Annotated in this window: 11 protein-coding genes; 4 read left to right on the top strand and 7 right to left on the bottom strand. The window is 68.7% G+C overall.

What is annotated here, in order from left to right; genetic code table 11:
- Positions 1-378: 378 nt before the first annotated feature.
- From AB0O36_RS29245 to AB0O36_RS29215, 7 genes are all read right to left on the bottom strand, one after another.
- Complete coding sequence (locus AB0O36_RS29245) at positions 379-1,734, bottom strand: nucleobase:cation symporter-2 family protein (protein ID WP_365115366.1); 1,356 nt, start codon at positions 1,732-1,734, stop codon at positions 379-381.
- Between the two features lie 432 nt (positions 1,735-2,166).
- On the bottom strand, positions 2,167-3,591 hold the full coding sequence (locus AB0O36_RS29240; RefSeq protein WP_365115360.1) for an 8-oxoguanine deaminase: 1,425 nt from the start codon (positions 3,589-3,591) through the stop codon (positions 2,167-2,169).
- Positions 3,592-3,797: 206 nt separating this feature from the next.
- On the bottom strand, positions 3,798-4,721 hold the full coding sequence (pucL, locus tag AB0O36_RS29235; protein ID WP_365115358.1) for a factor-independent urate hydroxylase: 924 nt from the start codon (positions 4,719-4,721) through the stop codon (positions 3,798-3,800).
- Between the two features lie 5 nt (positions 4,722-4,726).
- Positions 4,727-5,116, bottom strand: coding sequence for a hydroxyisourate hydrolase (uraH, locus tag AB0O36_RS29230; RefSeq protein WP_365115356.1), 390 nt, complete (start codon positions 5,114-5,116; stop codon positions 4,727-4,729).
- A 7-nt stretch (positions 5,117-5,123) separates the two neighbouring features.
- On the bottom strand, positions 5,124-5,630 hold the full coding sequence (uraD, locus tag AB0O36_RS29225; protein ID WP_365115355.1) for a 2-oxo-4-hydroxy-4-carboxy-5-ureidoimidazoline decarboxylase: 507 nt from the start codon (positions 5,628-5,630) through the stop codon (positions 5,124-5,126).
- 176 nt (positions 5,631-5,806) lie between these two features.
- Positions 5,807-6,190 (bottom strand): helix-turn-helix domain-containing protein, encoded by a 384-nt coding sequence (locus AB0O36_RS29220; protein WP_365115354.1) that lies wholly within the window; start codon positions 6,188-6,190, stop codon positions 5,807-5,809.
- On the bottom strand, positions 6,187-6,456 hold the full coding sequence (locus AB0O36_RS29215; protein ID WP_365115352.1) for a hypothetical protein: 270 nt from the start codon (positions 6,454-6,456) through the stop codon (positions 6,187-6,189). The genes AB0O36_RS29220 and AB0O36_RS29215 overlap by 4 nt, the downstream gene beginning before the upstream one ends.
- A gap of 125 nt (positions 6,457-6,581) precedes the next feature.
- On the opposite strand from AB0O36_RS29215, the gene AB0O36_RS29210 reads away from it, so the two are divergent.
- From AB0O36_RS29210 to AB0O36_RS29195, 4 genes are all read left to right on the top strand, one after another.
- Positions 6,582-7,415: a TIM barrel protein gene (locus tag AB0O36_RS29210; protein ID WP_365115350.1), complete on the top strand. Its 834-nt coding sequence runs from the start codon at positions 6,582-6,584 to the stop codon at positions 7,413-7,415.
- A gap of 75 nt (positions 7,416-7,490) precedes the next feature.
- Positions 7,491-8,381, top strand: a complete 891-nt coding sequence (locus AB0O36_RS29205; protein WP_365115349.1) for a 2-hydroxy-3-oxopropionate reductase — start codon at positions 7,491-7,493, stop codon at positions 8,379-8,381.
- 243 nt (positions 8,382-8,624) lie between these two features.
- On the top strand, positions 8,625-10,082 hold the full coding sequence (locus AB0O36_RS29200; protein WP_365115347.1) for a catalase: 1,458 nt from the start codon (positions 8,625-8,627) through the stop codon (positions 10,080-10,082).
- A 516-nt stretch (positions 10,083-10,598) separates the two neighbouring features.
- The gene (locus tag AB0O36_RS29195) at positions 10,599-11,810 is read left to right on the top strand and encodes an MFS transporter (RefSeq protein WP_365115345.1); all 1,212 of its coding nucleotides are present in this window, start codon (positions 10,599-10,601) and stop codon (positions 11,808-11,810) included.
- The last annotated feature ends 27 nt before the right edge of the window (positions 11,811-11,837 follow it).

Here is an 11,837-nt window from a genome sequence, read left to right as displayed (position 1 = left end):
GACAGTCCTTGTCGTTCCGTGACGGTCGTCGGGGTCAAGGGTGGCCCAACGGGCCATCGGCTTGCCGACGCGACGAAGGAGCGCCCTTGACGCCGACGGCCGGCACGGAAGGACAGTGAGGACTGACGGGCAGCCCCCGGGCACCCCCGCGATTCCGCCCAGGCGGAGCCACTGCACACCCACACCCCGCCAGGCCCGATGATCCCGTCCCGACGGAGTCCGGTCGCTGCCCCGAACACGGATACGGCGGCACGCACGTCACGCCCGCAGTGGGTGACGTACGTACCGCCGTATGGCCTCTACGCAAGCCTGCGCATGCACGCGCTTGCGTGTCCATGCGCGTGCGCACGCGCACGCAAGCTCAATGCACGCACAAACTCAATGCACCGCCACGGTCTCAGGCGTGACGACGGCTCCGCCGTCACCGGCACCGTCAGCAGCACCAGCACCAGCACCAGCACCCCTGCGGCTGTCGCTCCCGCTCCCCATGTGGTTGAACGCCAGGTTGAGCAGGATGGCCACCACGCAGCCGGTGCTGATGCCCGAGTCGAGTACGACCAGCAGGTCCTCGGGGAAGGCGTGGTAGAAGTCGGGCGCGGCGATCGGGATCAGGCCGATGCCCACCGAGGCGGCCACGATCAGGGCGTTCTCGCCCTTCTCCATCGCGGCGGCCGCCAGGGTCTGGATGCCGCTGGCCGCGACCGAGCCGAAGAGGACGATGCCCGCGCCGCCCAGCACCGGCAGCGGGACCAGGGCGATCACCGACGCGGCGACCGGACACAGACCCAGCAGGATCAGGATGCCGCCGCCGGCCGCGACCACGAACCGGCTGCGCACCTTGGTCATCGCCACCAGGCCGATGTTCTGCGCGAAAGCGCTGCACATGAAGCCGTTGAAGACGGGGCTGAGCACGCTGCCGAGCGCATCGGCGCGCAGGCCGCCCTCGATGGTCTTCTCGTCCGCGGGTCGGCCCACGATCCGGCCGAGGGCGAGGATGTCCGCGGTGGACTCGGTCATGCAGACGAGCATGACGATGCACATGGAGATGATCGCGGCGACCTGGAACTGCGGGGCGCCGAAGTGGAACGGCGTCGGGAAGCCGACCAGGTCGGCGTCCCGGAGCGCGTCGAAGTTCGTCATGCCCAGCGGCAGCGCGATCAGTGTTCCGGCGACCAGGCCGAGCAGGATCGCGATCTGCTGCAGGAATCCGCGCAGGAACCTGCGCATCAGCAGCACGATGGCCAGGGTCAGCGCCGCCATCCCGATGTTCTTCACGGAGCCGTAATCGGCGGCCTGGGCGTTGCCGCCCTGGGCCCATCGGAAGGCCACCGGGAGCAGCGAGACGCCGATCAGCAGGATGACCGTACCGGTGACCACGGGCGGGAAGAAGCGGACGAGCTTCCCGAAGTAGGGGGCGGCGAGGAAGCCGAGGAGGCCGGCGACGATGATCGCGCCGAAGATGACGGGGATGGCGTTGTCGCCCTCCCCCTTGCCGATGGCGATCATCGGGGTCACGCCGGCGAAGGAGACGCCGTTGACGAAGGGGAGCCTGGCTCCGATCCGCCAGAACCCGAGGGTCTGGAGGAGGGTGGCGAGTCCGGCGGTGAAGAGGGAGGCGCCCATCAGGAAGGCGGTCTCCTTGGCGGAGAGGCCAAGCGCCGGGCCGACGATCATGGGCGGTGCGACGACGCCCGCGTACATGGCGGCGACGTGCTGGAGACCGCTGGTGAACATCTTCAGCGGCGGCAGGGTCTCGTCGACCGGATGCGTCTCCGCCGGTATTTCGGTGGCTTGCTTGCGGAACCTGGGTTGTGCGGCCACGGGGGACTTCCTCCGGTCGGTTAACACGTCGGCAGATGACGCGGGTGTCAGGGAGGTGATGCAGGTACAGGTACGGCTCGGGAGTGAGAGGGCAGTCGCCCAAGGCAACTTGTTCTGTTTGGTCCGTTCGGTTGATTTCGCCGGGTTGGCCTGGACGGGTGATTTCCATGGGTTGTCAGAGGCATGCCACACGCCGAAGGCGAAGGATCCACCACACGATTTCACCGCCCCCGGTTCGCGCCGCAGTGGAGAACTGCGGCGCGAACCGGGGAACGGCTGCCCCGGACCCCGCTCGGGTCCAGGGCCACCGGCCGGGGGCCGTCCCCCCCGGCCGGATTCCTGAGATCAGCCCTGCGCGGCGATCCGCGCGAGGCGCTGGGCCTCTTCGCGGGTGGACACGGCGATCGCGTCCTCGTCTGCGGTGATCAGGCGGTTGTTCTCCACGATCTGCTTGCCGTTGACGAACGAAGCCGTCACCGGGGCCGCCGCGCCGAACACCAGCGCGGTGACCGGGTCGGCGATCGAGGAGTGCAGGAAGGTACTGAGGTTCCAGAGCACGAGGTCGGCGAGCTTGCCGACCTCGAGCGAGCCGATGTTGTCGGCGCGGCCCAGGACCTGGGCGCCGCCGTACGTGCCCAGGCGCAGGGACTGGCGCGCGTTGAGCGCCGCCTCGCGGTGCACCGGGTTCAGGCGGTTGATCAGGAGCGCGTTGCGCAGCTCGGTGTGCAGCTCGCCGGACTCGTTGGAGGCGGTGCCGTCCACACCGAGGCCGACCGGGACGCCGGCGGCCAGCATGTCCGGGACACGGGCGATGCCGGCGGCCAGACGGGCGTTGGAGGACGGGCAGTGCGCGACACCGGTCTTCGTACGGGCGAAGGCGGCGATGTCGGAGTCGTTCATGTGGACGCTGTGCGCCATCCACACGTCCTCGCCGAGCCAGCCGGTCGACTCGAAGTAGTCGGTCGGGCCCATGCCGAAGAGCTCGTGGCAGAACTTCTCTTCCTCGACGGTCTCGCTGCCGTGCGTGTGCATGCGCACACCGAGGCGGCGGGCCAGCTCGGCGCCCTGCTTCAGCAGCTCGGTGGAGACCGAGAAGGGGGAGCAGGGGGCGACCGCGACCTGGGTCATCGAGTCGAAGGAGGCGTCGTGGAACTTCCTGACCGTCGCCTCGGTGTCGGCCAGCGCACCCTCTAGGGTCTCGACGGCGTGGTCCGGCGGCAGGCCGCCGTCCTTCTCGCTGCGGTCCATGGAGCCGCGGGCCAGGGTGAAGCGGACGCCCATCTCGGAGGCGGCGCGGATGATCGCGCCGGAGAGGTCGCCTGCGCCCTTGGGGAAGACGTAGTGGTGGTCCATCGCGGTGGTGACACCGCCGCGGGCCATCGCGGCCAGCGAACCCTGCGCGGCCGAGTAGGCCATCTGCTCGTCGATGCGCGCCCAGGTCGGGTACAGGGCGACGAGCCAGTTGAAGAGGTTGTGGTCGGTGGCGAGGCCACGCGTGATCCACTGGTAGAAGTGGTGGTGCGTGTTGACCAGACCGGGAGTCACGAGGTGCCCGGTTCCGTCGATGCGGCGGACCACGTTCTTGAGGTTCTCGGGGGCGCTGCCCGCACCGATGGCCTCGATCTTGTTGCCGGCGATCACGACGTGGCCCGAGGCGTACTCGGTGTCGTGGGCGTCGACGGTCGCGATTGCGCAGTTCTCGATGACGATGCGCTCGACCGAGCCGTCAGGAGTTGCGACCGTGCTGTCAGTGTTTGCCGATGCAGCCATGGGGGCTTCCTCGTGCTTTCAGTGGCGGTGCGGGCACGGCAGGGCCCAGGAATTTGAGTACCGGAGCCGGGGGCCTTGACAGCTGACAGTACTGTCGCCCCGTGTGATACGCCGGGTGCCGAATACAGGAAGTCTGGGTGGGGGATACCCCGCCCCGGGGCCACTGCGGAGCCCCGGGACGCGGCGGGACCTTCCTCTACCGGTGTTTAGAGGTTGGTCATGTCCACCGGGATGCGCGCCTCGGCGCCGTCACGGAGGATGGTGGCCTCGATCAGACCGTACGGACGGTCGGCGGCGAAGTACACCTCATTGTCGTTCTTGAGGCCGAACGGCTCAAGGTCGACCAGGAAGTGGTGCTTGTTCGGGAGCGAGAAGCGGACCTCGTCGATCTCCGAACGGTGGTTGATGATGCGCGAACCCATCTGGAACAGGGTCTGCTGCAGCGACAGGGAGTAGGTCTCCGCGAACGCCTCGAGCATGTGCTTCTTGGCGGACTCGTAGGACTTGTCCCAGTTCGGCATGCGCTGCTCGTCGTCCGACCAGTTGAAGCGCCAGCGACCCGACACCTGGGTGGCCAGGATGCGGTCGTACGCCTCCTGCAGGGTCGTGTACTTGTCCTTCACGTAGCCCCAGAACTCCGAGTTGGTGGAGTTCATGACGACCAGGTCCTTGAGGCCGGAGATGACCTCCCAGTTCTTGCCGTCGTACGTGATCTGGGTGACGCGGGTCTCCTGGCCCTTGCGGACGAAGGAGTGCTTCACCTCGTCGGAGCCGATGAACTTGGAGTTGGCGTCCGAGGTGGCGATCCGGTCCCAGGAGTACTCCTCGATCCGGATGCGCGCGCGGTGGATCGCCTCCTGGCTGTTGACGAACCAGCGGGCCAGGTGGATGCCGAACTGCTCGGCGGACTCGATGCCGTACTCCTTGGCGAACGCGTACACCGTGTTCTTGGTGGTGTCGGTCGGCAGGCAGTTGGCGTTCGAGCCGGACAGGTGAACGTCCTCCATGTCGCCGGAGAGGGCGATCGAGACGTTCAGGTCCTTGATGTGGTGGGTGTCGCCGTCCCGCGTGATCTTGACGACGCGGTTCTCAGCTTTGCCGTACTGGTTCTGCCCGAGAATCGTGGTCATGTCTGCTAGCTCCCTCGGTAAACGGAGTAGCCGAACGGGTTGAGCAGCAGCGGTACGTGGTAGTGCTCACCGGGGTTGACCGCAAACGTGATGGTCACCTCGGGGAAGAACGAACCGCTGTCCCTTACGCGGGGGGCGTCCTGCTGCGCCTCGGCTTGCTTCTTGGAAAAGTACGTCTCGGTCTCGAAGTCGAGACGCACGTGGGTGGTGCCCTCCGGCAGTGCCGGCAGGTCCTTGCAGCGCCCGTCCGCATCGGTGGCGGAGCCACCCAGGGCCGCCCACTCCGCGTCGAAGCCACTCCGGGCCGACAGGGTGATGGCGACGCCCTCGGCGGGGCGGCCGATGCTGGTGTCCAGGATGTGGGTGGACACCGAGGCGGTGGTGTCGGTGCTCATCTGCTTGTCACTCTCCTTCTGCGAGTCGGGTCAGACGGATCCGGTTGATCTTGACGAGTTCCCCGCGGGCGATCTCCCGCTCGACCTCGTCGGTGTTCTCGATCCGGACCTTGACCGCGTCCCGCATCTGCTCACCGGTGGCGCCGGTGGCACAGATCAGGAAGACGTGGCCGAACTTCTCCTGGTAGGCGAGGTTCAGCTCGAGCAGCTCGGCCTTGAGCTCCTCGGAGGCGCCGGCCATGCCGCGCTGCTCACGCGCGGAGGTCGGGTCACCCGGCTTCGGCCGGCCGATCGGCGGGTGGCCCGCCATCGCCTCCTCCAGGTCCGCGGTGGTCAGCTCGGCCATGGCGGCGTCGCTCGCGGCGAACAGGGATTCGGTGTTGGCGTACGGGCGCTGGGCGAGCATCTTGCCGCCCCATGCCGAACTGGCGCACACCTCGTGCAGCTCGGCCGTGGCCGCTGCGTCGTCCAAGGTGTTGAACCGGGTGATACCCGGGGTCGTGCTCGAAGTCACGGGAAGCCTCCGTGGCCGTGTCACTGGCCTTGTTGCATTGACGGGCTGGGAGTAGCTAACGCCCTTCGACAACAGGACGTCAACACTTTGTTGAAACTTCCCGTACACAAAAGCCGCCGCCCGGTTGAATCGGGCGGCGGCTCGTCACTCTAGGTGAAATGTGAGTGACTTTGGGGTCACCCGCGGGTGTTCCTGTTGGGGTTCTCCCGGTTCAAGTAGTTGTAGACCGTGAACCGGCTCACACCGAGGGCTCCGGCCACGGTCTCCACCCCGTGCCGCACGGAGAAGGCGCCGCGCGCCTCCAGTATGCGCACGACGTCCTGCTTGGACTTGCGGTCCAGCTGGGCCAGCGGCATCCCGTGCCGGCGCTCCAGTGCAGCCAGGATGTGCTCCAGCGAGTCCGAGAGCTGCGGCAGCCGTACGGCCAGCAGGTCCTCGCCCTCCCAGGTCAGGACCACGTCGTCGGGCTGGGCCTGGGAGGGGTCCATCAGCTCGCCGCCCATCGCGTCGACGAGCGGCTTCACGGCGGCGACGAAGGGGTGGTCGCGGGGCTCGGTCATGCGCCGTCCTCCGGGATCACGCCGGCTCCCGGGATCACGCTGACCTGCATCGAGACCCGGGTGGCCCCCGCCCGCAGGGAGTCGCGCAGCAGCGCCGACACCGCGTCCAGCAGGGCGTCCGACTCGCCCTCGGCAGTGTTGCCGAAGGGCCCGACGTCCACCGTGTCCAGCTGTGCCTTCTGCAGGACCTCGCGGGCGGCCACCGCATGGGCGGGCGCCTCGTCGAGGTCGAAGGGCTCGGTCGTGAACTCCACTCTCAATCGCACCCCGTCAAGCTACCCCGACGTACGGAATTCGCGGGAGCCTCCACTTGACAAGTCGGGCGCTTCACTAGCAACCTTCCATCAAGCAGAAAGTAACTTCCGCAATACGGAAGGAGCGCATACCCCTCATGGGATACACGGACCAGCGCTTCGATGTGAACCTTTCGATCCTCTACACGGAACTCCCGCTCCTGGAGCGCCCCGCGGCCGCTGCCGCGGCGGGCTTCACCGCGGTCGAGCTGTGGTGGCCCTGGATCGAGACCCCCACCCCCGCTCAGGACGAGCTCGACGCCCTCAAGAAGGCTCTTGAGGACGCCGGCACGCAGCTGGTGGGCCTGAACTTCTACGCCGGCCAGCTCCCCGGCCCGGACCGCGGTGCGGTCTCGGTGCCCGGTGAGGAGTCGGACCGCTTCCGCGCCAACATCGAGGTCGCCGCGGACTTCGCCGCCTCGGTGGGCTGCAAGGCGCTGAACGCCCTCTACGGCAACCGCGTCGAGGGTGTGGACCCGGCTGTCCAGGACGAGCTCGCCCTGGAGAACCTGGTCATCGCGGCCCGCGCCGCGGACCGCATCGGCGCGATCCTGCTGATCGAGACGCTGAACAAGCCCGAGTCGCCGCTCTACCCGCTGGTGAGCGCCCCGTCCGCGATCGAGGTCGTGGACAAGGTGAACGAGGCGACCGGTCTGGGGAACGCCAAGTTCCTGCTCGACCTGTACCACCTGGCGATGAACGATGAGGACCTCTCCGAGGTCATCGAAAAGTACGCCGCCAAGACCGGCCACGTCCAGATCGCGGACAAGCCGGGCCGGGGTGCCCCGGGCACGGGTGAGCTGCCCCTCGAGGACCTCCTCGACCAGCTCAAGAAGGCCGGATACCAGGGCTACGTCGGCCTGGAGTACAAGGCCGCCGACGCCGCTGCCTCCTTCGACTGGCTGCCGGCCGAGGCCCGCGCCGCCAAGTAAGAGGACGAAGTCCGGGCGAACGCCCAGGCACCCGTCGCACTTTTCGTACCAAGCATCAATAAGAAGGACCTCATCATGAGCAACCTCCCCAAGATCGCGTGGATCGGCCTCGGCATCATGGGCTCCCCCATGTCCGAGAACCTCCTGAAGGCCGGTTACTCGGTCACCGGCTTCACCCTGGAGCAGGACAAGCTGGAGCGCCTGGCCGCCGCCGGCGGCACCGCGGCCGGCTCGATCGCCGAGGCCGTCGCCGACGCCGACGTCATCATCACGATGGTGCCCGCCTCCCCGCAGGTCGAGGCCATCAACTACGGCCCCGCCGGCATCCTGGAGAACGCCAAGTCCGGCGCGCTCATCATCGACATGTCGTCGATCACCCCCCAGACCTCGGTCGACCTGGCCAAGAACGCCGCCGAGAAGGGCATCCGCGTCATCGACGCCCCGGTGTCCGGCGGCGAGGCCGGCGCCATCGAGGCCGTCCTCTCCATCATGGTGGGTGGCGAGCAGGCCGACTTCGACGCGGCCCTCCCGATCCTCGAGGCGCTGGGCAAGGTCATCGTCCTCTGTGGCCCGCACGGCTCCGGCCAGACGGTCAAGGCCGCCAACCAGCTCATCGTCGCCGTCAACATCCAGGCGTGCGCCGAGGCCGTCGTCTTCCTCGAGAAGTCCGGCGTGAACCTCGAGGCCGCCCTGGACGTCCTCAACGGCGGTCTGGCCGGCTCCACGGTCCTGACCCGCAAGAAGGACAACTTCCTGAACCGCGACTTCAAGCCCGGTTTCCGGATCGACCTGCACCACAAGGACATGGGCATCGTCACCGACGCCGCCCGCAACGTCGGTGCGGCCCTCCCGGTCGGCGCGGTCGTCGCCCAGCTGGTCGCCTCGCTGCGCGCCCAGGGTGACGGCGGCCTGGACCACTCGGCCCTGCTGCGCGCCGTCGAGCGCCTCTCCGGCGCCCAGATCTGAGCGTCCGCACGGCCTGAGCGGGCCCTGTGGGCCCGCCACCCCTCCCCGTAAGGGGACTTGAGTTTCCGGATGGTGCCGGCGCTGACACCTGTCCTGTCGCGCCCAGGCGTCGGCACCGTCCGGATCACCTCATCTCTTCATCTTTCTTCAACAAACTGTTGACGTCGAGTTCGAGCCGAAACTAGGCTCCTCCGCATGGCGGAAAAGGCTTTCCGTCAGTAGTTACCCGCACGGAAGGTCACCATGTCGAAGCGCGTGCTTACGACCGAGTCAGGCGCTCCGGTCGCCGACAACCAGAACTCCGCCACCGCCGGCGTCGGTGGCCCGCTCCTGATCCAGGACCAGCAGCTCCTGGAGAAGCTGGCCCGCTTCAACCGTGAGCGCATCCCGGAGCGTGTCGTCCACGCCCGCGGTTCCGCCGCCTACGGCTACTTCGAGGTGACCGACGACGTCACTCAGTGGACGTCCGCCAAGTTCCTCTCCGAGGTCGGCAAGAAGACCGAGACCTTCCTGCGGTTCTCCACCGTGGCCGACTCCCTCGGTGGCGCGGACGCCGTCCGCGACCCGCGCGGATTCGCGCTGAAGTTCTACACCGAGGACGGCAACTACGACCTCGTCGGCAACAACACCCCGGTGTTCTTCATCAAGGACCCGATCAAGTTCCCCGACTTCATCCACTCCCAGAAGCGCGACCCGTTCACGGGCAAGCAGGAGCCGGACAACGTCTGGGACTTCTGGGCGCACGCCCCCGAGGCGACGCACCAGATCACCTGGCTGATGGGTGACCGCGGCATCCCGGCCTCCTACCGCCACATGAACGGCTACGGCTCCCACACCTACCAGTGGACCAACGCCGAGGGCGAGTCCTTCTTCGTCAAGTACCACTTCAAGACGAACCAGGGCATCCGCTCCCTCTCCGGCGAGCAGGCCGCCGAGATCGTCGGCAAGGACGCGAACTCGCACCAGACCGACCTGCTGCAGGCCATCGAGCGCGGTGTGAACCCGAGCTGGACCCTGTACGTCCAGGTCATGCCGGCCGCCGAGGCCGCGGACTACCGCTTCAACCCGTTCGACCTCACCAAGGTGTGGCCGCACGCCGACTACCCGCTGCAGCGCGTGGGCCGCCTGGTCCTCGACCGCAACCCGGACAACGTCTTCGCCGAGGTCGAGCAGTCCGCCTTCTCCCCGAACAACTTCGTCCCGGGCATCACCGCCTCTCCGGACAAGATGCTCCAGGGCCGCCTGTTCGCGTACGCCGACGCCCAGCGCTACCGCCTCGGTGTGAACCACACCCTGCTGCCGGTCAACGCCCCGAAGGCCACCACCGCGCAGAACTACGGCCGCGACGGCGCCATGGCGCTCCGCAACGGCTCGCGCACGGACAAGAACTACGAGCCCAACTCGTACCAGGGTCCGGCCGAGACCGGTGTCGCCCTCGGCGCCCCGAAGGCCGTCTCCGGCTACACGGGCACCCACGCCGCCCCGGCGCACACCAAGGACGACGACTTCTTCCAGGCCGGTGAGCTCTACCGCCTGATGTCGGAGGCCGAGAAGGAGCGTCTGGTGGCGAACATCGCCGGCGGTCTCTCGCAGGTCTCCCGCGAGGACGTCATCGAGAAGAACCTGGCTCACTTCCACGCCGCCGACGCCGACTACGGCAAGCGCGTCGAGGAGGCCGTCCGCGCCCTGCGCGACGCCTGAGCCTCTTGAACGCACCGGGGGCCCGACGGGAGGTCGGGCCCCGGGTGTCACCCGCTGCCGCGGACCCGGATGAGGGGTGGTTCACGGCAATGGGATGACGAGGACCGCGGTGGTGTCGAGCCAGTGCGGTGGTAAAGGCCCAGCGGCCCGTCTCTTGACCTGAGGGAGACGAAGCCAAGGTGTCCTGTCGGCACCACCGCGGTCCCAGTCGAACGTCCTGTCCTCCTGTACAGGGGCCACGCACAGAAGCCCCTTTGCAGGAGCACGGGAACACGTACCCCGCCCGGCGGAGCGAACGTCCTGTCGCGCCAGCCTCGCCCCGTCGGGCGGCAACACCTCCCGAGCCAGCGCCGAGTCACGGACGGTCCCGTGACTCGGCGCTTTTTTCTGTGCTTCCTTTTCTGTGCTTCCTCCGGCACTTCACGGTGTTGCCCGCTCCGTGGTGCGTGTGCCTAGAATGCGTCCGCCCGTCAGCCTTCGGACCCGCCTCACCGCGGCCGTCCGGAGGCTTTTTTCATGCCCTCCTGTACCCATGACCCCGCCGACACCCGCTCCCGTGCCTCGTACCGGTCCTTGCTCCGCAACAGGGAGTTCACCGGCCTCTACGTGAGCTTCACGCTGACGGTGGCCGCCGGCACCCTGTCCGGCTTCGCACTCGGCACCCTCGTCAGCCGCCAGACCCGCTCCCCGTTCCTGACCGCCGTGAGCATGTACGGCGCCACCTTCGCGACCGTGCTCGGCGCCCTGACCCTGATGTCGGTGGCCGACGGGAAGCGTCCCCGCCGCACCCTCCTCGCGCTCCAGGGCCTCTCCCTGGCCGGTGTCACCGCCCAGGCCGTCCCCGGGCTGCCGCTGACCGCCAGGTTCGCCCTGCTGCTGCTCCTGGGCTTCTTCCAGTCCCTGGCGACCGGCACCCGGATGGGGCTGCTCACCGAAGCCGTCCCCGCCTCCGCGTACGTGGCGGCCCGCTCGCTGATGAACGTCACCTCGGGCGCCACGGCGGTGCTCGGGTTCGCCGCGGGCGCCGCGCTGCTGCGCCGTACGGGCCCTGAGCAGGTCTTCGCCCTGTCCGCGGCCCTGACCGCACTCGGACTCGCCGTCGTGGCGGCCGGCGTGCGGGAGCGCTCGATCCGGCCGGCCCGCCGCCCCGGGCTGCGGCAGACCCTGCGGGCCAACAGGGAGCTCTTCGCCCACCCCGGCCGCCGCGTCCTGCTGGTGAACCTGTGGGTGCCGGGCGGCCTGGTCGTCGGCTGTGAGGCCCTCTTCCTCCCCTACTCCCCCGGGCACGCCGGCACCCTCCTGGCCGCCGGGTCCGCCGGAATGCTCCTCGGGGACCTCACCATGGGACGGCTGCTCACCGCCGAGCGGCGGCGGCGCTGTGTCCTCGCCCTCCGGCTGCTGCTCGCCCTGCCGTGCCTGCTGTTCGCCCTGCACCCGCCGCTGCCGGTGCTCACGGTGGCGGTGTTCGTGTCCGCCACCGGGTTCGCCGCGACCCTCCCGCTGCAGGAGCAGCTGCTCGCGCTGACCCCCGAGGGCGTCCGCGGGCAGGTGCAGGGCGTCGAGTCGGCCGGCCGGATGACCTGGCAGGGGATCGGCGCCGCGGCCGCCGGCGGCCTGGCCCAGTACGCCGGCCCGGGCACCGCGATCACGGTCCTGGCCGCGCTGTCGGCGACCGTCACCGTGTCCGCCGCCCTGGTGGCCCGGCGCAGAGCGCCCGCAGCGGCGTAGGAGAAGGGAGAAGAAGGGCACCGGGCC

It is taken from the genome of Streptomyces sp. NPDC089799, assembly GCF_040684755.1.
Taxonomy (GTDB): domain Bacteria; phylum Actinomycetota; class Actinomycetes; order Streptomycetales; family Streptomycetaceae; genus Streptomyces.
The sequence above is the reverse complement of the archived record's forward strand: the minus strand, read 5'-3'. Positions and strand labels throughout refer to the sequence as shown.

Coding starts and splice junctions, on each gene's coding strand:
- AB0O36_RS29200 (WP_365115347.1), top strand. CDS start 8,625: ATGTCGAAGCGCGTGCTTACGACCGAGTCAGGCGCTCCGGTCGCCGAC.
- AB0O36_RS29210 (WP_365115350.1), top strand. CDS start 6,582: ATGGGATACACGGACCAGCGCTTCGATGTGAACCTTTCGATCCTCTAC.
- uraH (WP_365115356.1), bottom strand. CDS start 5,116: ATGAGCACCGACACCACCGCCTCGGTGTCCACCCACATCCTGGACACC.
- AB0O36_RS29240 (WP_365115360.1), bottom strand. CDS start 3,591: ATGGCTGCATCGGCAAACACTGACAGCACGGTCGCAACTCCTGACGGC.
- AB0O36_RS29205 (WP_365115349.1), top strand. CDS start 7,491: ATGAGCAACCTCCCCAAGATCGCGTGGATCGGCCTCGGCATCATGGGC.
- AB0O36_RS29195 (WP_365115345.1), top strand. CDS start 10,599: ATGCCCTCCTGTACCCATGACCCCGCCGACACCCGCTCCCGTGCCTCG.
- pucL (WP_365115358.1), bottom strand. CDS start 4,721: ATGACCACGATTCTCGGGCAGAACCAGTACGGCAAAGCTGAGAACCGC.
- AB0O36_RS29245 (WP_365115366.1), bottom strand. CDS start 1,734: ATGTTCACCAGCGGTCTCCAGCACGTCGCCGCCATGTACGCGGGCGTC.
- AB0O36_RS29220 (WP_365115354.1), bottom strand. CDS start 6,190: ATGACCGAGCCCCGCGACCACCCCTTCGTCGCCGCCGTGAAGCCGCTC.